This is a genomic window from Stenotrophomonas maltophilia, from assembly GCF_001274595.1.
In the GTDB taxonomy this organism is placed as follows: Bacteria; Pseudomonadota; Gammaproteobacteria; order Xanthomonadales; family Xanthomonadaceae; genus Stenotrophomonas; species Stenotrophomonas forensis.
The window spans coordinates 3,696,840-3,716,508 of the sequence record NZ_CP011010.1; the positions used below are offsets into that span (position 1 = coordinate 3,696,840).

At 67.4% G+C, this 19,669-nt stretch carries 18 protein-coding genes; 3 read left to right on the forward strand and 15 right to left on the reverse strand.

From position 1 onward, the window contains the following. Positions 1 to 3 precede the first annotated feature (3 nt). From tolQ to aspS, 11 genes are all read right to left on the reverse strand, one after another. Entirely contained in the window at positions 4 to 783 is a 780-nt protein-coding gene (gene tolQ, locus VN11_RS16920; RefSeq protein ID WP_006438802.1) for a protein TolQ, read from the reverse strand. A gap of 10 nt (positions 784 to 793) precedes the next feature. Further along, on the reverse strand, positions 794 to 1,225 hold the full coding sequence (ybgC, locus tag VN11_RS16925) for a tol-pal system-associated acyl-CoA thioesterase (protein WP_006438800.1): 432 nt from the start codon (positions 1,223 to 1,225) through the stop codon (positions 794 to 796). Continuing rightward, on the reverse strand, positions 1,215 to 2,255 hold the full coding sequence (gene ruvB, locus VN11_RS16930) for a Holliday junction branch migration DNA helicase RuvB (protein WP_008264609.1): 1,041 nt from the start codon (positions 2,253 to 2,255) through the stop codon (positions 1,215 to 1,217). The genes ybgC and ruvB overlap by 11 nt, the downstream gene beginning before the upstream one ends. 324 nt (positions 2,256 to 2,579) lie before the next feature. Next, positions 2,580 to 4,499 (reverse strand): potassium transporter Kup, encoded by a 1,920-nt coding sequence (locus VN11_RS16935; RefSeq protein WP_006438676.1) that lies wholly within the window; start codon positions 4,497 to 4,499, stop codon positions 2,580 to 2,582. A gap of 49 nt (positions 4,500 to 4,548) precedes the next feature. Beyond that, the gene (gene ruvA, locus VN11_RS16940) at positions 4,549 to 5,142 is read right to left on the reverse strand and encodes a Holliday junction branch migration protein RuvA (RefSeq protein WP_005410756.1); all 594 of its coding nucleotides are present in this window, start codon (positions 5,140 to 5,142) and stop codon (positions 4,549 to 4,551) included. A gap of 13 nt (positions 5,143 to 5,155) precedes the next feature. Next, positions 5,156 to 5,677, reverse strand: coding sequence for a crossover junction endodeoxyribonuclease RuvC (gene ruvC / locus VN11_RS16945; RefSeq protein WP_008268142.1), 522 nt, complete (start codon positions 5,675 to 5,677; stop codon positions 5,156 to 5,158). A 104-nt stretch (positions 5,678 to 5,781) separates the two neighbouring features. After that, positions 5,782 to 6,513, reverse strand: coding sequence for a YebC/PmpR family DNA-binding transcriptional regulator (locus tag VN11_RS16950; protein WP_053450577.1), 732 nt, complete (start codon positions 6,511 to 6,513; stop codon positions 5,782 to 5,784). Positions 6,514 to 6,675: 162 nt separating this feature from the next. Next, positions 6,676 to 7,308: an esterase/lipase family protein gene (locus VN11_RS16955; RefSeq protein ID WP_053450578.1), complete on the reverse strand. Its 633-nt coding sequence runs from the start codon at positions 7,306 to 7,308 to the stop codon at positions 6,676 to 6,678. A 75-nt stretch (positions 7,309 to 7,383) separates the two neighbouring features. Further along, positions 7,384 to 7,905, reverse strand: a complete 522-nt coding sequence (locus VN11_RS16960) for a GNAT family N-acetyltransferase (RefSeq protein ID WP_053450579.1) — start codon at positions 7,903 to 7,905, stop codon at positions 7,384 to 7,386. A 31-nt stretch (positions 7,906 to 7,936) separates the two neighbouring features. Beyond that, positions 7,937 to 8,260, reverse strand: a complete 324-nt coding sequence (locus tag VN11_RS22595) for a hypothetical protein (RefSeq protein ID WP_006438575.1) — start codon at positions 8,258 to 8,260, stop codon at positions 7,937 to 7,939. Positions 8,261 to 8,276: 16 nt separating this feature from the next. Further along, positions 8,277 to 10,028 carry an aspartate--tRNA ligase gene (gene aspS / locus VN11_RS16970; RefSeq protein ID WP_053450580.1) on the reverse strand — a complete coding sequence of 584 codons (1,752 nt, stop codon included), beginning with the start codon at positions 10,026 to 10,028 and terminating at the stop codon, positions 8,277 to 8,279. 158 nt (positions 10,029 to 10,186) lie between these two features. Here aspS and VN11_RS16975 point away from each other — a divergent pair, with 158 nt between their 5' ends. Further along, positions 10,187 to 10,924, forward strand: coding sequence for a DUF3011 domain-containing protein (locus VN11_RS16975; RefSeq protein WP_053450581.1), 738 nt, complete (start codon positions 10,187 to 10,189; stop codon positions 10,922 to 10,924). 67 nt (positions 10,925 to 10,991) lie between these two features. Here VN11_RS16975 and VN11_RS16980 read toward each other — a convergent pair whose 3' ends face one another. The 3 genes from VN11_RS16980 to blaL2 all read right to left on the reverse strand — a co-directional run bounded on the left by VN11_RS16980 (position 10,992) and on the right by blaL2 (position 13,895). Next, on the reverse strand, positions 10,992 to 11,630 hold the full coding sequence (locus VN11_RS16980) for a hypothetical protein (protein ID WP_053450582.1): 639 nt from the start codon (positions 11,628 to 11,630) through the stop codon (positions 10,992 to 10,994). Between the two features lie 52 nt (positions 11,631 to 11,682). Next, positions 11,683 to 12,897 carry a cation:proton antiporter gene (locus tag VN11_RS16985; RefSeq protein WP_053450583.1) on the reverse strand — a complete coding sequence of 405 codons (1,215 nt, stop codon included), beginning with the start codon at positions 12,895 to 12,897 and terminating at the stop codon, positions 11,683 to 11,685. An 86-nt stretch (positions 12,898 to 12,983) separates the two neighbouring features. Continuing rightward, a complete protein-coding gene (gene blaL2, locus VN11_RS16990; RefSeq protein WP_053450584.1) occupies positions 12,984 to 13,895 on the reverse strand; it encodes a L2 family extended-spectrum class A beta-lactamase in 912 nt (303 codons plus the stop codon). A 174-nt stretch (positions 13,896 to 14,069) separates the two neighbouring features. On the opposite strand from blaL2, the gene ampR reads away from it, so the two are divergent. Beyond that, complete coding sequence (gene ampR / locus VN11_RS16995; protein WP_053450585.1) at positions 14,070 to 14,936, forward strand: LysR family transcriptional regulator AmpR; 867 nt, start codon at positions 14,070 to 14,072, stop codon at positions 14,934 to 14,936. A 75-nt stretch (positions 14,937 to 15,011) separates the two neighbouring features. Here ampR and VN11_RS17000 read toward each other — a convergent pair whose 3' ends face one another. Beyond that, complete coding sequence (locus tag VN11_RS17000; RefSeq protein ID WP_053450586.1) at positions 15,012 to 16,877, reverse strand: ABC-F family ATP-binding cassette domain-containing protein; 1,866 nt, start codon at positions 16,875 to 16,877, stop codon at positions 15,012 to 15,014. A 336-nt stretch (positions 16,878 to 17,213) separates the two neighbouring features. On the opposite strand from VN11_RS17000, the gene VN11_RS17005 reads away from it, so the two are divergent. Beyond that, positions 17,214 to 19,601 (forward strand): TonB-dependent receptor plug domain-containing protein, encoded by a 2,388-nt coding sequence (locus VN11_RS17005; RefSeq protein WP_053450587.1) that lies wholly within the window; start codon positions 17,214 to 17,216, stop codon positions 19,599 to 19,601. The last annotated feature ends 68 nt before the right edge of the window (positions 19,602 to 19,669 follow it).

A 19,669-nucleotide genomic window follows, 5' to 3' on the forward strand; every position in this document is an offset into this window, starting at 1 on the left:
CGCTTACTCGTCGCCAGCGCTCTGGCGCTGCAGGATGGAGCTGAACTCTTCGGCGAAGGTCTCGAACCGCACCGACATGCGCTCCACGCGGGTGGTGAAGCGGTTGTAGGCCCACACCGCCGGAATCGCCACGAACAGGCCGATGGCGGTGGCAAAGAGCGCTTCGGAGATGCCCGGCGCAACGGCGGCGATGCCGGCCTGCGCGCCACTGCTGATCATGTCGTGCATGGTCACCATGATGCCGAACACGGTACCGACCAGGCCCACGTACGGGGCGGTCGAGCCGATGTTGGCCAGCAGTTCCAGGTTGCGCTCGAGCTGGTCCACTTCGCGGGTGTAGGTGGTGCGCATGGCACGCTGCGCGCCTTCCAGCTGCGCACGGCCGTCCAGCCGGCGTTTGTCGCGCAGGCGGGTGTACTCGCGGAAACCGGCTTCGAAGATCGCCTCCAGGCCGCCGACGTTGCGGCTGCGATCGGTGGCCGAGCTGTACAGCTTGCCCAGGTCGGCGCCGGACCAGAAGCGGTTCTCGAACTCGTCGGCTTCGCGGGTGGCCTGCTTGAACACGCGGGCCTTGCGGAAAATGATCACCCAGCTGACGAACGAGCCTACCAGCAGCAGCAGCACGATGATCTTCACCGGCAGGCTGGCCTTGGCCATCAGTTCGAGGTAGTTGATGCCGCCGCCGGTGGTGGCCTGGGCAAGGGTCTGTGTCGCGGCGTTGCTGACGTCGGCCGGCAGTGCCTCGGTGACCGTGGCCTGCAGGGCCAGGAGCGTTGCGATCATCCGTTGTTCCTCAGTGTTCGGATTCGGGGTGGAGGTGGGGTTGCAGCACTGCAAGGACGGATTCGTCCATGCCGCGCGGGCGGAAACTGGCCGCTTCCAGTGCGGCGATGCGGACCTGCGCCGACAGCAGCAGCTCGCCGTCGCGCAGGATCTGCTGGTCGAAGACCATGCTGGCCTTCTTCAGCTGGACCAGCGTGGCGCTCACCTGCAGGGTGTCATCCAGCCGTGCCGGCCTGATGAAATCCATCTGCATCGAGCGCACTGCGAAGACCATGCCGTGCTCGGCGCGCATGCGCTCCTGGCCGTAGCCCAGCGCACGCATCCATTCGGTCCGGGCCCGTTCCATGAAGGCCACGTAGCGGGCGTGGTAGACCACCCCGCCAGCGTCCGTATCTTCCCAGTAAATGCGTGTCGGCCAACTGAATCGCGGCTCAACCGACATCGGGAACCTCCGCGAACAGGTCCTGCGGCGGGTTCTTCGGCTTCAGGCCCATGTGCCGGTAAGCCTTGTGGGTGGCCATGCGGCCGCGCGCGGTGCGCACCAGGAAGCCCTGCTGGATCAGGTACGGCTCGACCACGTCTTCCAGCGTGCCACGTTCCTCGGACAGCGCCGCCGCCAGCGATTCGATGCCCACCGGGCCACCATCGAAGTAATCGACCATGGTCTTCAGCAGCCGCCGATCGAGCTCGTCGAAGCCCTCCGGATCGACCTTCAGCATCTGCATCGCGGCCTGCGCGACAGCCTCGTCGATGTGGCCGCCGGCCTTGACCTGGGCATAGTCGCGCACGCGGCGCAGCAGGCGATTGGCGATACGCGGCGTGCCACGCGCGCGGCGCGCGATCTCGCCAGCGCCATCGGCGGTGCAATCGATGCCGAGGATGCTGGCCGAGCGGCGCACGATCCGGGTCAGTTCTTCGACGCTGTAGAACTCCAGGCGCTGGACGATGCCGAAGCGGTCGCGCAGCGGCGCGGTCAGCAGGCCGGCGCGGGTGGTGGCGCCAATCAGAGTGAACGGCGGCAGGTCGATCTTGATCGAACGGGCCGCAGGGCCCTCGCCGATCATGATGTCGATCTGGAAATCTTCCATGGCCGGGTACAGCACTTCTTCCACCACCGGCGACAGGCGATGGATCTCGTCGATGAACAGCACATCGTGCGGCTGCAGGTTGGTCAGCAGCGCGGCCAGGTCACCGGCCTTCTCGATCACCGGGCCGGAGGTGACCCGCAGGGCCACGCCCAGCTCGTTGGCGATGACGTGGCTGAGGGTAGTCTTGCCCAGGCCGGGCGGCCCGAAGATCAGCACGTGGTCCAGCGCGTCGCCACGACCCTTGGCCGCCTGGATGTAGATTTCCATCTGCTCGCGCACCGGCACCTGGCCGAGGTAGTCGGCTAGCCGCTTGGGGCGGATGCTGGCGTCGGCGGCGTCATCCTCGCGGGTGGCGCCGGCGCCGATGATGCGGTCGTCGGTCATGTGCTGATTATGCGGCAAAAGTACGGGTTTCGGCCGGGCTGCGCCCGGCACCCGCTAACGGCAACGTCAACTTCAAAAGCCGGTTTCCTGCGGGATGGCGGGGTGGGTCCGGTTGCGGGGGACGCCGTAAACCCATCCATGGGGGCTTGGTCGCGGCATCCATGCCGCTCACACCCCCGCAACCGGACCCACCCCGCCTTCGACAGATTCCTGCGATCTGTCGGAATGACATGGCTGCTCTTGGTGGGTGTCGACCTTGGTCGACACGGTAGATCCACGCCATGCGTGGATGGAAGCATGGCGGTATCGAGGAAGGAAGCGGCCCTAGATCTCCACCTGGGCGCCCAGTTCCACCAATCTGTTGCCCGGAATCCGGAAGAACCCCGTCGCCGGCGCGGCGTTGCGATGCATCAGCGCGAACAGCTTGTCGCGCCAGATCGGCATGCCGCGGTTGGCGGTGGCGACGATGGTCTCGCGGCTGGCGAAGAAGGTGGTGTCCATCGGGTCGAAGTAGATGCCACCGTGGTCGCACGAGCGCATCAGCGCCAGCGGCACGTCCGGGGTCTCCATGAAGCCGAAGCGCACGTAGACCCGGTAGAACTCATCGCCCACCGATTCGATCTTCAGCCGCTGCCCTTCCATCGCATACGGGATCGGCAGGGTTTCCACGTGCAGGAACACGTTGCGCTCGTGCAGCACCTTGTTGTGCTTGAGGTTGTGCATCAGCGCGTGCGGAGCCACGGTCGGGTCGGCGGTGAGGAACACCGCGGTGCCCGGCACGCGCACCGGCGGCGCCAGCATCAGGCCGGGCAGGAAGGTATCCAGGCGGATGCCGTCCTTGCGTATTTCATCGCGCAGCAGCTCGCGGCCACGGCGCCAGGTGCGCATCATGGTGAACAGGAAGATGCCCAGCACCACCGGGAACCAGGCGCCCTGCAGCAGCTTGGCGCCGTTGGCGATGACGAAGCCGAGGTCGATGATGAAGAACACCACGCACAGCGGCAGGATCCAGTTGCGCGCCTTCGGCCACAGCGAACGCGCCACCAGCGCCAACAGCAGGGTATCGATCAGCATGGTGGCCGATACCGAGATGCCGTAGGCCACGGCCAGGTTCGACGAGCTGCGGAAGGCCAGCACCAGGCCGATCACCATGACCGCGATGCCCCAGTTGATGCCCGGGATGTAGATCTGGCCGATGGTGTCGTGCGAGGTGTGCTTGATGCGCATGCGCGGGATGTAACCCAGCTGCATGGCCTGGCGCGAGACCGAGAACGCACCGGTGATGACCGACTGCGAGGCGATCACCGCCGCCATCGTGGCCAGGATGATCATCGGGTACAGCGCCCACGGCGGCACCGCCTCGAAGAACGGGTTCTTCAGCGCCTCGGGGTGGTTGAGCACCAGTGCGCCCTGCCCCAGGTAGTTCAGCACCAGGCACGGCAGCACGAAGAAATACCAGGCGTGGCGAATGGGCTTGGCGCCGAAGTGGCCCATGTCGGCGTACAGCGCCTCGCCACCGGTCACCGCCAGCACCACCGCGCCCAGGATGAAGATGCCGTGCCAGCTGTGCTCCATGAAGAAGCGGATCGCCCACCACGGGTTGAAGGCCTTGAGCACTTCCGGCGCGTCTACAATGTTGTAGATGCCGATCGCGGCCAGCGAAATGAACCAGACCGAGGTGATCGGGCCGAACGCCTTGCCGATCTTCTCGGTGCCGAAGCGCTGCGCGGCGAACACCATCAGCAGTACCACCACCGTGATCGGCACGATGAAGGCATGCAGTCCGGGCGCGGCCACCTCCAGGCCTTCAACCGCACCCAGCACCGAGATCGCCGGGGTGATCACACCGTCGCCGAAGAACAGCGAGGCGCCGAAAATGCCGAGGATGCCGACCACATAGGCCGAGCGCGACCCGTTGCGCAATGTGCGCTGGGTCAACGCCATCAGCGCCATGATGCCGCCTTCGCCGTCGTTGTCGGCGCGCATGATGATGGTCACGTACTTCAGCGTGACCACGATGTTCAGCGCCCAGAACGCCAGCGACAGCACGCCCAGCACGGTGTCATGGTCGCTGTTGAGCCCGTAGTGCGGCGAGAACGCCTCCTTCAGGGTGTACAGCGGGCTGGTACCGATATCGCCGAAGACCACGCCGATCGCACCGATGATCAGCGCCATGCCTCCCGCGGGAGGGGCGTGACCGTGGCCACCGGGGGCGGCTGCGTGCGGGGTTTGACTGCTGGACATGGGACTCCTGGCGGGGCTCAGGCGGTTCGTTGGGGAAAAGAAGGACGGCTCAGCGCAGTGCCGACTGCAGCGCCTTGCGGATCACGGTGGCCACTTCGTCGCCCTCGTTGAAGGCGTCACGCGCCATGCGCGCCGCTTCGGCCGGCTTGTAGCCCAGCTGCTGCAGCGCCACGGTGGCGTCGGACAGCGGGTCGGCCGGGGCCGGGCCACTGCCGGTGGGCAATGCCCCGCCCGCGCCGAACTGGGCGGCGCGGTCGCGCAGTTCCAGCACCATGCGCTCGGCGGTCTTCTTGCCGATGCCCGGAATGCGGGTCAACGCGGTGATGTCACCGGCCTGGACCATGCGCGCGAACTCCTCGACGGTCACCCCGGACAGCACGGCCAGCGCGATCTTCGCGCCGATGCCACTGACCTTCTGCACGTCGCGGAACAGGCGCCGCTCGCCCTCGCGCAGGAAGCCGTACAGCGAGACGCTGTCTTCCTTCTGCGAATAATGGGTATACAGGGTGACCTCGCGGCCGAGCTCGGGCAGGTCGTAGAAGGTGCTCATCGGCGCCTCCAGCTCGTAGCCCACCCCGTTCACGTCCACCACCAGCCACGGCGGCGCCTTGTAGGCGACGATGCCGCGCAGTCGACCGATCATTGCGTGCAGCTCCTCATTTGCGGCCCCACGCCTGGCGGGCGCTGAGCCCCAGGCGGTTGGCCGTTGCCCTTACGTGGGCATGGGTGATCGCCACCGCCAACGCGTCGGCCGCGTCGGCCTGCAGCTTGGTTTTCAGGTTGAGCATGAGCCCGACCATGTGTTGAACCTGTTGCTTTTCGGCGCCACCGCGGCCGACCACCGCCAGCTTGATCTCGCTGGCAGCATATTCGTGCACCGGCAGGTCACGCAGTACCACGGCGGAAATCGCCGCGCCACGGGCCTGGCCCAGCTTCAGCGCCGAATCGGGGTTGCGGGCCATGAAGACCTTTTCGATGGCCACTTCGTTGGGCTGGTATTCCCGGCACAGGTCGGCCAGGCCCAGCACCAGCAGCTTCATGCGCTGCGGGAAGTCGTCGGCGCCCAGCAGCACCAGCGGCTGGTGGTGCACGTGGCTGACGCGGCCGGCGGCGTCGACATCGATGATGCCGACCCCGGTCCGCTGCGAACCGGGGTCGATGCCGAGGATGCGGGTCATGCCGCACTCCTGGCGGGACGGAACGGGAAGCGCTGGCAGGCGTATGGGCTCATGTCTGTCCGCGGTGACCGTTCAACGGCCCGCGCCCAGGCCGTCGGGACGGCTCAGGCGTAGGCGTCGGCGCCGAGTTCGGCGTTGGAGTACACGTCCTGCACGTCGTCCAGGTCTTCGAGCATGTCCAGCAGCTTCTTGACCTGCAGGGCGACCTCGCCCTCGACCTTGATGTCGTTGTCCGCGCGGAAGGTGATCTCGGCGTGGCCGGCGACATGACCGGCGGCGGTCATCGCGTCCTTGACCGCGTTGAACGCGTCAGGACTGGTGACCACGTCGATCGAGCCGTCGTCCGGGTAGACCACGATGTCATCGGCGCCGGCCTCAATGGCGGCTTCGGTGATGGCGTCCTCGTCGGCGCCCGGGGCGAAGCTGATGACGCCCAGGCGCTTGAACATGAATGCCACCGAGCCTTCGGTGCCCATGTTGCCGCCGCACTTGCTGAACGCATGGCGGACATCGGCCACGGTACGCACGCGGTTGTCGGTCAAGCAGTCCACGATGACGGCCACGCCGCCCGGGGCATAGCCCTCATAGCGGATTTCCTCGTAGTCGACGCCTTCCAGCTCACCGGTGGCCTTCTTGATGGCGCGTTCGATCACGTCCTTGGACATGTTCACGGCCAGGCCCTTGTCCATCGCCACGCGCAGGCGCGGGTTGTTGTTGGGGTCGCCTCCACCGCCGCGCGCGGCCACGCCGATCTCGCGGATGATCTTGGTGAAAATCTTGCCGCGCTTCGCGTCGGACGCGTTCTTGCGGGCTTCGATGGAGGGGCCTCTACCCATGGGTGCTACCGTCTGGCTGCTTCAGGATCAAGGCGCGGATTCTACCTGATCGCGCGCTGCAACCGTGTCTAGGGGCGAAGGATGCCGCCGGGCATGGCCCGGCGAAGAGCGTGCGAACCAAGGTTCGCACCCACCAAGGTAGGACGGTTCGCACCCACTCAATCATGCGGCAGCGGCGTCGCGGCTGTGGTCGAACTGGCCGTGGCGCAGGAAATACGCGGTCTGCCGTGCGGCATCGGGCGATACCACCAGGCCGCTGTGGCTGGTGCGCACCACGCAATGGTCGGAAAGACCCGGCAGGCGGGTCTCGGCCAGCGCCACCGTGCCATCGGAGGCGTCGTCCATCGCGCCCAGCAGGCTGCCCAGCCCATGCGGCACCGAGCCGGCGATCAGGCCGACCTCGGCCTTGCCCTGCCAGTCCGGCAGGCCATCCAGCAGCAGCTCGCTGCTGCGCCCCAGCGCCAGGCCCCAGCCATGGTCGGACAGCGACCGCGCGGTGCCGCTGCCACGCAGCGGCGAGCCCAGGCAGACCACGCGCTGAACATCCAGCTGCGGCTGGCGGCGCAGGGCCTCCAGCGCCAGCAACCCACCCAGGCTGTGGCCGACCAGCGACAACGGCCCGGCGTCGGTCAGGCGCTCCAACAGCTGCGGCACGGCCACGTCGGGGCCACCGAACACCGAGGAATAACCGAAGGCGTGCACCTGGAAACCACGCGCGCGCAGGCGCCAGGCCAGCGGCCCGACCCAGGCACGGGCATTCCAGATGCCATGCAGCAGCAATACGGGGGGAGTCATGCAAACAGCCTGGCGGTCAGCGGGGCAGGAACGTACTGCAATTGAACACGCGCGCGCAGCAAGCGACGGTGAACGTCAGGCCACGCGCGGTGCGCGACGCAGGATGAATTCGAGATCGTGGGTGTCGCCGACCGGGAACAGGTACTCGCCAGCCTTCTCGAAACCGTAGCGGGCATAAAAGCGCTGCGCGCCGAAGTTTTCCGACCACACGCCCAGCCACAGCGTGCGTGGGCCATCGTGTTCCAGCCAGGCCAGCGCGGTTTCCAACAGGCGGCTGCCCCAGCCACAGCTCTGCTGGGTCTTGATCAGGTACAGGCGCTTGAGCTCGCCATCCCCGGGCTTCACCTCCGGGTGCGGCAGCCCACAGGGGCCGGCGGCGGCATGGCCGACCGCCTCCCCGTCCAGCTCCAGCAGCCACACCGCGTAATCCGGGTGGGCCAGGATCACGCGCTGGCGTTCGACCGCATAGGCCTCGTCGAGGAAGACCTGCAGGTCCTGCGGCGGGTACAGATGGCCGAAGGTTTCGGTGAACGTGCGGGCGGCCAGCGCCGACAGGGTCGGCGCGTCGTCCACGGTGGCGCGGCGGATGGAATACATGCAGGAAGTTGACGTCAGGGCGAAGCGCGGGTCAAGCCTTTTCCGGCGCTTCCGCGGCTTCGTCTTCCTCGTCCTCCTCCTCGTATTCCTCTTCGTCCTCGTCCTCTTCTTCCTCGCCTTCCTCGTCCTCGTCGTACTCTTCCTCTTCGTCGTCCTCGTAATCCTCGACGCCGAAGTCTTCACCATCCCAACGGCCTTCGCCGTCGGCGACGAAGGTCAGGGCCATCGCCGCCGGGTTGGTACCGACGCGGACCAGCCAACCCCCGAACACGCGCGCACGCTCGGTGACCAGGTTGGCCTCGGAGCCTTCATTGCCCAGCTTTTCCCACTCCAGCGAAAACGCAAACTCGGTCATTGCCTGGATCTCCTGATCAGTTGGTCTTGGGGCGAACCTGGATGTGCACTTCGGCCAGCTGCGCGTCGACGATCGGCGACGGCGCGTCGGTCATCAGATCCTGTGCACCGGTGGTCTTCGGGAACGGGATGACGTCGCGGATCGACTCGGTGCCGGCCATCAGCGCGGCGATGCGGTCGATGCCGAAGGCGATGCCACCGTGCGGCGGCGCGCCGTAGTTCAGCGCGTCAAGCAGGAAGCCGAACTTGGCGCGGGCCTCTTCGGCGCCGATGCCGAGCAGTTCGAACACCGCGCTCTGCATGTCCGGACGGTGGATACGGATCGAACCGCCGCCGATTTCATTGCCGTTGAGCACCATGTCGTAGCCGCGCGAGACGGCGGTACGGGCGTTGGCGCGCAGGTCGGCGATGTCGTCCACGGCCGGTGCGGTGAAGGGGTGATGCAGGGCGACGTAGCGCTGTTCTTCCTCGTCCCACTCGAACATCGGGAAGTCGGTGACCCACAGCGGTGCCCAGCCGTCGGCGACCAGGCCGAAGTCCTTGCCGGCCTTCAGCCGCAGCGCACCCATGAAGTCGGAGACCTTGTTGTAGCCACCGGCGCCGAAGAACACGATGTCGCCGTTGCCGGCGCCGACGTGGGCGACCAGGGCAGCGAAGGATGCCTCGCTGAAGAACTTCTGGATCGGCGAGCTGACTTCGCCGTTATCGGCGATCTTGATGTAGGCCAGGCCCTTGGCGCCGTACTTGGCGGCGTGCGCGGCGTACTCGTCGATCTGCTTGCGCGACAGCGAGGCGCCGCCCGGGATGCGCAGCGCGGCGACGCGGCCTTCGGCATCATTGGCCGGGCCGGTGAACACCGGGAACTCGCTGTCCTTGACCAGTTCGGCCACATCGACCAGTTCCAGCGCGATGCGCAGGTCCGGCTTGTCCGAGCCGTAGCGGCGCATGGCTTCGGCCCAGGTCATGCGCGGGAAGCTGGCGTCCAGTTCGACCTCGACCACTTCCTTGAAGATGGCGCGGATCATGTTCTCGACGAAGTCCTGCACGTCGCGTTCGCGGACGAAGGCGAACTCCATGTCCAGCTGGGTGAATTCCAGCTGGCGGTCGGCACGCAGGGCCTCGTCGCGGAAGCAGCGCGCGATCTGGTAGTAGCGGTCGAAGCCGGCCACCATCAGGATCTGCTTGAACAGCTGCGGGCTCTGCGGCAGGGCGTAGAACTCGCCCGGGTGCATGCGCGCCGGCACCAGGAAGTCGCGCGCGCCTTCCGGGGTGGCCTTGGTCAGGATCGGGGTCTCGATGTCCTGGAAGCCCTTTTCGTCCAGGTGGCGGCGCAGTGCCTGCACCAGCTTGATGCGGGTGCGCTGCATGCGCTGCATTTCCGGACGGCGCAGGTCCAGGTAGCGGTACTTCAGGCGGGTTTCCTCGCCCGGGTTCTCGTGGGCGTGGAACGGCAGCGGCGCGGCCTTGTTCAGCACGGTGATGGCGGTGGCGATCACTTCCACCTTGCCGGTGCGCATCTTGTCATTCACTGCATGGCGGGCACGCACCACGCCTTCCACCTGCAGCACGTCCTCGTAGCCCAGCGACGCAGCCACGGCGAACACTTCGGCGTTGTCCACCTCCACCGTCACCTGCACGATGCCTTCATGATCTCGAAGATCGATGAAGCAGACGCCGCCCTGGTTACGGGCCACGTCGGTCCAGCCGGCGAGGGTGACAGTCTGGCCAATCAGGGTCTCGTCGACCAGGCCGCAGAAGTGGGTACGCATGGGGGGAAGCTCCGCTGGAGAACGCCGGCACCGGATGGGGGCCGGAAAGCCTCGTATTCTGCGGCCGAGGCCCCGGCCGGGGCAAATCCGGCCAGTCACACCGGCTTGATCGCCCCCCTCCCTATAGTCGGGCACCTGCCACCGTATGGGATGCCGCCATGAAACCGCTGTCCCTGGCCAGCCTGGCCGTGACCCTCAGCCTGGGTGCGCTGGGCACCCTCGCCTTGCCCGTCCCTTCCGCCACTGCGCAGAACGGGGTGATCCGCTGCGAAAGCCAGAGCAACCGCGAACGGGTCTGCAACACCGGCTGGCGCAACGCGCAGCTGGTCCGCCAGTTGTCCGGCAGCCCGTGCGAGGAAGGCCGCACCTGGGGCAGCCGCAACGGCAGCATCTGGGTCACCAGCGGCTGCCGCGCCGAATTCGTCGAGTCCCGTGGCGGCTGGGGCGGCGGCAACGGCGGTGGCTGGGGCGGCAACAACGGCCGCCCGGGCGACACCATCCGCTGCGAAAGCCAGAACAACCGCGAGCGCAGCTGCCCGGTCGGCTGGCGCAATGCCCGCCTGGTGCGCCAGCTGTCCGGCAGCCCCTGCGACGAGGGCCGCACCTGGGGCGTGCGCAATGGCGCGGTCTGGGTCAGCAACGGCTGCCGCGCCGAATTCGCCGAAGCCCGCGGCTGGGGCGGCGGCGGCTGGGGCGGTGGCAACAGCAACTACTCGGTCACCTGCAGCAGCAACAACAACCGCTCGCAGACCTGCGACTGGGATGACCGCCAGGGCCGGCCGGTGCTGCAGCAGCAGCTGTCCGGCAGTGCCTGCCAGGAAGGCCGCAGCTGGGGCTATGCGCGCGGGCAGGTGTGGGTGAGCAACGGCTGCCGCGCGCGCTTTGGTACGCGCTGAACCCCCGGGGTCGGATCCCTGCCTGGGCTCCGACCCTGGCCAGGCATTCACCCGCGCATCGCGTGATCTACTGGGGTGCCTTCTCGTCACCCCAGGGCGCTGGCGGCAGGTCGACCGGCTGGCTCAGGTCGAACTGCACGCGGAAACGGCGCCCGTCGGGACGGGTCAGTTCGTAGACGAACGTCTGGTCGGGGTCGATTTCCATCGCCCAGGTATTGAACGTCGAGGCCAGCATGTCGGCCCGACGGAACATCGCCACTGAATCGGCATCAGCCGGGAACTGCTGGCGCTCGGCGGTTCCCGGCGGCGTGCTGTCGCCGCCGTACAGGGTGATCGCATCCGGGCTGCCGTCCTGGTGGCGATGATCGTGCTTCAGGCGCAGGCCGTTCGGCGTACGGGTCAGCACCCAGGTGCGCGAATGGTCATCGCCGACATGGAACGGGATACGCAGCTCGTGTGCCGGGTCGGCACAGCCACGCACGTGCATGACCAGGCGCTGGCCCGCGAACGGGTCCTTGCCGGTAGGTGCCGGCGTGTCCTCCACCACCTTGCCGGCGTAAGCCTGGCCGCAGTGCGCGGCAATGGCCGCCATAAAGGCATCGGCCGGTGCGGTCGCCAGATCATGGGCGACCGTATCGGAGCGCTGCGAACAGGCCGCGAGGCCGAGCAGGAGGGCGGAAGCGGTGACAACGGCAGGCAGTTTCATGCCCCAACCCTAACGGCCTGCGCCGATGGGCGCAAACCGTGCAGGTGCCCGCTCAGCGTGGCGCGGGCTGCGCCTCCGGCAGCGTCTCGGTGGCTGCCACCGGCGCGGCCTCGCCCTCGCCTGCCGGCTCCTGTTCCACCGGATCGACATCGAACGGCGTGCGGAACACCAGCGACGGCAGCAGCGTGGTCAGTGCCGCGTACAGCAGCAGCGCGCCGAACAGCACCGCCGGAATCTGGAAGCGCTCGCGCATGATCGCCGCCAGCACCAGGGTGAAGATCAGCGTCGGCGCCAGCGCCAGCGAGACGCGCAGGCTGCTGCGGAAACTCTCGCCGAACATGACCCGGCGTTGCAGCCAGACCACGCCGATGCGCAGCGGCAGCACCACCAGGGTGATCACGATGCCCAGCCCCAGCGCCTCGAAGCTGAGCGCTTCGCTGGGCACCTTGGTGCCGGCGTTGAAGAAATAGAACGGCACGAAGAACGAGGCGAACAGGCGCAGCGCGTGCAGGTTCTCGTGCGAGGCCAGCAGCGGCATCCGCTGGTGCAGCAGGCGCGCGACCAGGCCGGCGATGAACGCGCCCACCAGGTAGTACACGCCCAGCAGATAGGTGATGTAGGCCGCGACCATGCCGACCATCACCAGCAGCGAGAACTCCGAGCCTGGCGCGTGCGGTGCCACCCAGCGTCCCAGCGCGATGAACAGCAGTGGCAGGCCGATCATCATTGCCAGCAGGGCCAGGCTGGACAGCGCCATATGGCCCGGATCCCCGGCCTGCAGCACGATGAACAACGCCGCCAGCGCCAGCAGTTCGCCGGCAATGGCCTTGCTGGTCACCCAGAAACGTTCGTCTTCGCTCAGGCCCAGCCGCGACAGCGAATCCATGATGAAGCCGGTGGAGGGCGTCAGCAGCGCCAGCGCCAGCAGGCCCGCGGCCTGCCACGGCAGCCCCGCGTAGCGCCAGGCCAGCCAGCCCACGCCGAACAGCGTGCCGGTGCGGATCACCAGGTGCGCCAGCAGCGGCCACATGCCACGGCGCAGGGCCTGCAGATCCACTTCGAGGCCGGCGAACAGGAACAGCGAGGAAATGCCCAGCGTGGCCAGCAGGCCGATCACCGCGTCATGCGCCTGGTCACCCAGCCACAGCATGCCGATGATGCCGAACAGCAGGCAGGTCAGCGGCGCCGGCAGGCTGAATCGCTGCAGCGCGCGGGGGATCACCAGCAGCGCGAAGATCAGCAGCAGGTAGATCAACTCATGGCTCATCAGGGTCTTCCGTGGGGGTTCGAACGCGCGCAGGATGCGCGTGCCGGACCGATCCGGCAAGCCATTTTCGAATGACCCCGGTTACCTCAACCGATCAGCCGATCGGCGATCCGCCCGACCTGTGCCAGCACCATGGCCCGCTGTTCGTAGCTGATCGCACCGGCCTGCAGATAGGCGGTGAGCACCCAGGGCGCGCCGCCCGCCACCGGCCACAGCACGGCGATGTCATTGCGCGCGTCCTCGCCATTGCTGCCGGTCTTGTCGCCCACCCGCCAGCGCTTGCCAAGGCCCGCGCGCAGGCATTCGTCGCCGGTTTCGTTGTCGATCAGCCAATCGGCCAGCTGCTGCCGCGAGGCCGGCCGCAGCACCTCGCCCAGCACCACCCGCTGCAACGTCATGGCGATCGCCGCGGGCGTGGTGGTGTCGCGCGGATCGCCTTCGGCGAAGCTGTTCAGTTCCGGCTCCAGCCGATCGCTGCGGCTGACCGTATCGCCACTGGCGCGCAGGAAGGCGGTGACCGCAGGCGGCCCGCCCACTACGCCGAACAGCAGGTTGGCGGCGGTGTTGTCGCTGGTGATGATCGTGGCACGGCACAGATCGCGCACCGTCATGTCCTTGCCGGCGTGGCGGCGGGTGACCGGCGCATGCGAAAGCAGGTCGGCGTCGCGTACCGGCACGCGCCGGTCGAGCAGCGGGCGCGCGCGCTCGGCCTGGCTGAGCACGGTGGCGGCCAGCATGCTCTTGAAGGTGCTGCACATCGGGAAGCGCTCGTCCTGGCGATGGCCGACGCGGCGCCCGCTGGCAGTATCGAGCAGGCTCACGCCAAGGCGGCCGGCACAGGCCTTCTCAAGTGCGGCGAAATCGGTGGCCGCGGTGATCGCAGCCTCGGTCGGGGCGGCGCGGGTCGGCGCTCCTGCCGCACGTGCCAGCAACGGCAGGACAAGCGAGGAAGCAACGGCAGCACCACTGAACTGCAGGAATCGGCGGCGGGCGAGCATGCGGGGTTCTCCTGGGGACCACACGATTATTGACGCCACGCACAGGTGCGACCAACGCAAAAAATCAGCGCCTGGCATGAGATTTATTCATATCTATCGCATTCAACCCCTTAATTTCACGAAACTGCCAGTGAAGCGCTAGGATTACCCATCACTCCAGCTCACGGCTGCGCAATGCTGCACCCCACCCTGCCGCTGAATGCGCTGCGCGCCTTCGAAGCCGCCGCCCGCCACCAGAACTTCACCCGTGCCGCACTGGAGCTGTGCGTCAGCCAGGCGGCGTTGAGCCATCAGATCCGTGGCCTGGAGGATCGGCTCGGCATCCGCCTGTTCCATCGCCTGCCGCGTGGCGTCGCGCTGACCGATGAAGGGGCGGCGCTGTATCCCGTGCTCAACGAATCGTTCGAGCGCATCTCGGCCAGCATCGCGCGCTACACCGGCGGACCCGCGCGTGAGGTGCTGACGTTGGGCGTGGTCGGCACCTTCGCCACCGGCTGGCTGCTGCCACGGCTGGCCGCATTCGAGGCTGCGCATCCGGACATCGAGCTGCGCCTGCAGACCCACAACAACCGCATCGACCTGGCCGGCGAAGGCCTGGACCTGGCGATCCGCTTCGGCGATGGCGACTGGCAGGGCCAGGCCTGCACGGCGATTATCGATGCACCCTTCGCGCCGCTGTGTGCGCCTGCCCTGGCACGACGGCTGAAGCAACCGCGCGACCTCGCCACGCTGCCGTTGCTGCGCTCTTACCGCAGCGACGAGTGGCCGCGCTGGCTGCAGGCGGCCGGGGTCAGTGGCGTGGAAGCGCGCGGGCCGGTGTTCGATTCGTCACTGACCGTGGCGATGGCTGCCGCCGGGGGCGCGGGCGTGGCCCTGCTGCCGCTGCGCATGTTCGAGCAGGAACTGGCCGAAGGCCGGCTGCTGCAGCCGTTCGCCACCACGCTGGAGCTGGGCCGCTACTGGCTGACCCGACTGCGCTCGCGTGCCGAGCGTGAGCCGGCCAGGCGCTTCCGCGAATGGTTGCAGGCGCAGGGCGCATAACAAAAAGGGGACGGAGGGGATTAAGTCGTTTGTGGCACAAACGACTTAATCCCCTCCGTCCCCTTTTTTGCGGATTTACGACTCCAGCAGCTCCATCCACGCCGCTTCGGCCTTTTCCAGCTGCGCCGCTGCGGATTCGCGGTCACGACCAATCACCGCCATGCGCGTGGCATCGGCGTAGTTGGCCGGGTCGGCCAGCTGGCGGTCCAGTTCGGCCAGCGCACCTTCCAGTTCGGCCACCTTGGCTTCGGCAGCGGCCAGCTTGTGCGGGTTCACCGGCTTCTTCTGCACCACCTGCGCCACCGGTGCGGTCTTGACCACCACCGGCTCTTCCACCTGCTCCATGCGTGCCTTGGTGCCCTGCGCCTGCGGGCGGGTGCGCAGCCACGCGGCATACGCATCGAGGTCGCCGTCGAACGGCTCGACCACGCCATCGGCCACGCGCCAATAGGTATCGCAGACCAGGCCGATCAGGTGGCGGTCATGCGAGACCATCACGATCGCGCCCTCGAAGGTCGCCAGTGCTTCGGCCAGCGCTTCGCGCATTTCCAGGTCAAGGTGGTTGGTCGGTTCGTCCAGCAGCAGCACGTTCGGCTGCTGCCAGGCGATCAGTGCCAGTGCCAGGCGCGCGCGCTCGCCACCGGAGAAGCCATCGACCGGCTCGAACGCGCGGTCGCCGGGGAAGTTCCACTTGCCGAGGAAGTCGCGGAACGACTGGTTCGGTGCATCCGGCGCGATCTCGCGGAAGTGCTCCATCGGCGACTGGCCTTCGTGCAGCGACTCCACCGTGTGCTGGGCGAAGTAGCCGATCTTCAGGTCCGGGTGCGCCATGCGCTCGCCGACGATCGGTGCCAGTTCGCCCACCAGGGTCTTCACCAGCGTGGTCTTGCCGGCGCCGTTCGGGCCAAGCAGGCCGATGCGCTGGCCTGCTTCCAGGCCGAAGCCAACATTGTGCAGGATCACCGCGTCCTTGCCATAGCCGGCCTCGACGTGATTCAGGCGGATCAGCGAGAACGGCAGCTTGGCCGGAGGCGCGAACTCGATGCGGAACTCGCGCTCGGCACGCACCGCTTCGGTACCGGCCAGCTTGGCCAGGCGCTTCATGCGGCTCTGTGCCTGCGCGGCCTTGCTGGCCTGCGCCTTGAAGCGGTCGATGAAGCTCTGCAGGTGGGCGCGTTCGGCCTGTTCCTTCTCGTGCGCGATCTGCTGCTGGCGCAACTGTTCGGCGCGCTGGCGCTCGAAATCGGTGTAGCCGCCCGGGTAGAGCTTGGCGCCGCCACCGTGCAGGTGCAGGGTGTGGGTGGCCACGTTGTCGAGGAACTCGCGGTCATGCGAGATCAGCAGCAGCGTACCCGGGTACTTCAGCAGCCACTGTTCCAGCCAGTACACCGCGTCCAGATCCAGATGGTTGGTCGGTTCGTCCAGCAGCAGCAGGTCGCTGGGCATCATCAGCGCGCGGGCCAGGTTCAGGCGCACGCGCCAGCCGCCGGAGAACGAGGACACCGCGCGGTGGTGGGTCTCGGCCGGGAAGCCGAGGCCGTGCAGCAGCTTGCCGGCGCGCGCTTCGGCGTCGTAGGCGTTGAGCTCGGCCATCTTCGTATGCGCCTCAGCGACCGCTTCCCAGTCCTCGCGGGCGGTGGCGTCGGCTTCGGCGGCCAGCACCGCGGCCACCTCGATATCGCCGCCCAGCACGAAGCTCAGCGCCGGATCGGGCAGCGACGGGGTTTCCTGGGCCACGCTGGCGATGCGCACCTTGCCGGGCAGGTCGACGTCGCCCTTGTCCGCCTCCAGCTCGCCCTTCACCGCCGCGAACAGGCTGGACTTGCCAGCACCGTTGCGGCCGACCACACCCACCCGGTAACCGGCGTGCAGGGTCAGGTCGACATTGGACAACAGCAGCCGCTCGCCGCGGCGCAAGGCGAAATTACGAAGGGAAATCATCGGGGGAGGGGTCCATATAACCGGATGGAATGTGCTGGTGAGCACTGTTCCTGCGACGCAATTCTAGCGTTAACGAATACTTGACGCGTCCCGGGATGCGCGGCGGCCGACGTTCCTCTCTCCCACGTCCTCGCCGCGCGCCTCCCGGGCTCCCCTCCCCGCCTGTGCCTGCGCGAGCTAAATGGTTGCTGCTGCAACGTTTTTTTCGATGACCGGCATTTGACAGCCACTGAATATCCCGTTAATTCCTGCCTTGCGCACCGCAACAACCGCCGTCCGCCTCACCCCCGTGATGTCGATTCCGGTGCCACCCCCGCCAACCGGAGCCCCATCCCGATGACCCGCAAGACCAGCCTGATCGCCGCCGCCGTCGCTGTCGCACTCGGTGGCTCTCCGTTCGTCGCCGCTGCCCAGCAGGCCGGCACCGCCGCCAACACCCTGGACACGGTGATCGTCACCGGCACCCGCGTGGCCGATCGCACGGTCGCCGAATCACAGTCGCCGATCGACATCATCACCCCGGAAATCCTGCAGTCCACCGGCACCGGTGAACTGGCCACCGCGCTGTCGCGCGCCCTGCCCTCGTTGAACTTCCCGCGCCCGGCCCTGACCGACGGCACCAGCGGCGTGCGCCCGGCGCAGCTGCGCGGCCTGTCGCCGGACCAGGTGCTGGTGCTGGTCAACGGCAAGCGCCGCCATACCTCGGCGATGATCAACGTCAACGGCAGCATCGGCCGTGGTTCGTCGGCGGTGGACATCAACGCGATCCCGATCGCCGCCATCGAGCGCGTGGAAGTGCTGCGTGACGGCGCTTCGGCGCAGTACGGCTCGGATGCCATCGCCGGCGTCATCAACATCGTGCTCAAGGGCAGCGGCCGCGGCGGCAGCCTGGCGGTGGACTACGGCCAGTACTCGGCCGGTGACGGCAACAAGTACCAGCTGTCCGGCGACACCGGCGTCGAGTTCGGCAATGGCCGTGGCCGCGTGCACGTGGCCGGCCAGATCAGCCAGCAGGACGAGAGCAATCGCGCCGGGCCGTACCAGGGCACCACGCCGAACACCGGAAATTTCCCCAGCATCGGCCAGACCACCTTCATCGTCGGCGACCCGCGCGTGGATGCCACCGCCGCCTCGGCCAACGCCAGCTTCGACTTCAGCGACCACGTGACCGGCTACGCCAGCGCGCTGCTGAGCAACCGCGACATCACCTCGTTCGCGTTCTACCGCTCGCGCAACCACAACGGGCAGAGCGCGCTGCTGGCGCAGACCTACCCGGACGGCTTCGTGCCGGAAATCAACCAGTACTCCAAGGACCGCTCGCTGGTGGCCGGGGTCAAGGGCAACACCGACAACGGCTGGACCTGGGACCTGAGCCTGAACCATGGCGAGAACACCCTGGACTTCCACACCCGCAACAGCATCAACTACAGCCTGGGTGCGACCAGCCCGCGCTCGTTCTACGACGGCACGCTGAAGTACCAGCAGGACATCTTCAACGCCGACCTGACCAAGTCGCTGGACTGGGGCCTGGCCTATCCGGTCACGCTGTCCTTCGGCGGTGAGTATCGCAAGGAGAAGTGGGACCAGAACCCCGGTGAGCTGAACTCGTACACCGGCAGTGGCGCGCAGGGCTTCGGCGGCTTCACCCCGACCAACGAGGTGCATGCCGACCGCCACAACTACGCGGTCTACGCCGGCCTGGAAGCGGACCTGACCGAGAAGTTCTCGGCCGGCATCACCGGCCGCTACGAGGACTACTCGGACTTCGGCGACCGTTTCTCCGGCAAGCTGTCGGCGCGCTATGCGTTCACCGACAAGGTCGCGCTGGGGGCAACCGCCTCCAGCGGCTTCCGTGCACCGTCGCTGGCGCAGCAGGGCTACCAGGCAGTCACCAGCCAGTTCACCAACGGCGTGTTCGTCGAACGCGGCACCTTCCCGACCACCAGCGCGGCTGCGCAGGCACTGGGCGCCTCGCCGCTGAAGGCCGAGACCTCCACCTCCTACAGCCTGGGCCTGGTGCTGCAGCCGGTCGACCGCCTGTACATCACCGTCGACGCGTACCAGATCGACATCGATGACCGCATCGCGCTGTCGTCCAGCATCACCACCAATGCCGCCAGCAGCGCGCTGCTGACCAGCCTCGGCCTGCCGCAGGTGACCGCGTTCTCGTACTTCACCAACGGCCTGGATACGCGCACCCGGGGTGTCGACTTCGTGTCCAGCTACACCGTGCCCTTCGCAGCCAGCAGCCTGGAACTGACCGCGGCCTACAGCTACAACGACACCGAAGTGCGTCGCGTCGGCGGCACCCCGGCAGTATTCGGCACGCTGGGCCTGACCCAGTCGCTGATCGGCCGCGATGAAATCGGCCGCATCGAAGACAGCTACCCGCGCGACAAGGCGATCCTGAGCGGCACCTGGCGTTCGGACCACTGGGAACTGGGCCTGGCCGCCACCCGCTACGGCAAATTCACCGTGCGCAACTCGGCCACCGCGCTGCGCGACCAGACCTACGGCGACGCCTGGGTGGTGGATGCCTCGGCCAGCTACAAGCCGAGCAGCAACTGGACCCTGACCGTGGGCGCGGACAACCTGCTGGACAAGTACCCGGACCGCACCGAAGACCTGCAGAACTCCACCTTCGGCATGCTGCCCTACAGCAACTACTCGCCGTTCGGCTTCAACGGCGCGTATGTCTACGGCCGCATCAAGTACACCTGGTAAGCGGTAGTGCCGGCCGCTGGCCGGCAACCCCTCGCCGTATCTGGAGCAAAGCCCCTTCGTGTTGAAGG

What these genes read in the sequence shown, in the direction of transcription:
- VN11_RS22595 (WP_006438575.1), bottom strand. Translation starts at nt 8,260, where the DNA reads ATGACCGAGTTTGCGTTTTCGCTGGAGTGGGAAAAGCTGGGCAATGAA.
- ruvA (WP_005410756.1), bottom strand. Translation starts at nt 5,142, where the DNA reads ATGATCGGTCGACTGCGCGGCATCGTCGCCTACAAGGCGCCGCCGTGG.
- VN11_RS16955 (WP_053450578.1), bottom strand. Translation starts at nt 7,308, where the DNA reads ATGACTCCCCCCGTATTGCTGCTGCATGGCATCTGGAATGCCCGTGCC.
- aspS (WP_053450580.1), bottom strand. Translation starts at nt 10,028, where the DNA reads ATGCGTACCCACTTCTGCGGCCTGGTCGACGAGACCCTGATTGGCCAG.
- VN11_RS17005 (WP_053450587.1), top strand. Translation starts at nt 17,214, where the DNA reads ATGACCCGCAAGACCAGCCTGATCGCCGCCGCCGTCGCTGTCGCACTC.
- VN11_RS16960 (WP_053450579.1), bottom strand. Translation starts at nt 7,905, where the DNA reads ATGTATTCCATCCGCCGCGCCACCGTGGACGACGCGCCGACCCTGTCG.
- VN11_RS16935 (WP_006438676.1), bottom strand. Translation starts at nt 4,499, where the DNA reads ATGTCCAGCAGTCAAACCCCGCACGCAGCCGCCCCCGGTGGCCACGGT.
- VN11_RS16985 (WP_053450583.1), bottom strand. Translation starts at nt 12,897, where the DNA reads ATGAGCCATGAGTTGATCTACCTGCTGCTGATCTTCGCGCTGCTGGTG.
- ruvB (WP_008264609.1), bottom strand. Translation starts at nt 2,255, where the DNA reads ATGACCGACGACCGCATCATCGGCGCCGGCGCCACCCGCGAGGATGAC.
- ampR (WP_053450585.1), top strand. Translation starts at nt 14,070, where the DNA reads ATGCTGCACCCCACCCTGCCGCTGAATGCGCTGCGCGCCTTCGAAGCC.
- blaL2 (WP_053450584.1), bottom strand. Translation starts at nt 13,895, where the DNA reads ATGCTCGCCCGCCGCCGATTCCTGCAGTTCAGTGGTGCTGCCGTTGCT.
- ruvC (WP_008268142.1), bottom strand. Translation starts at nt 5,677, where the DNA reads ATGACCCGCATCCTCGGCATCGACCCCGGTTCGCAGCGGACCGGGGTC.
- VN11_RS16975 (WP_053450581.1), top strand. Translation starts at nt 10,187, where the DNA reads ATGAAACCGCTGTCCCTGGCCAGCCTGGCCGTGACCCTCAGCCTGGGT.
- VN11_RS17000 (WP_053450586.1), bottom strand. Translation starts at nt 16,877, where the DNA reads ATGATTTCCCTTCGTAATTTCGCCTTGCGCCGCGGCGAGCGGCTGCTG.
- VN11_RS16980 (WP_053450582.1), bottom strand. Translation starts at nt 11,630, where the DNA reads ATGAAACTGCCTGCCGTTGTCACCGCTTCCGCCCTCCTGCTCGGCCTC.
- tolQ (WP_006438802.1), bottom strand. Translation starts at nt 783, where the DNA reads ATGATCGCAACGCTCCTGGCCCTGCAGGCCACGGTCACCGAGGCACTG.
- ybgC (WP_006438800.1), bottom strand. Translation starts at nt 1,225, where the DNA reads ATGTCGGTTGAGCCGCGATTCAGTTGGCCGACACGCATTTACTGGGAA.
- VN11_RS16950 (WP_053450577.1), bottom strand. Translation starts at nt 6,513, where the DNA reads ATGGGTAGAGGCCCCTCCATCGAAGCCCGCAAGAACGCGTCCGACGCG.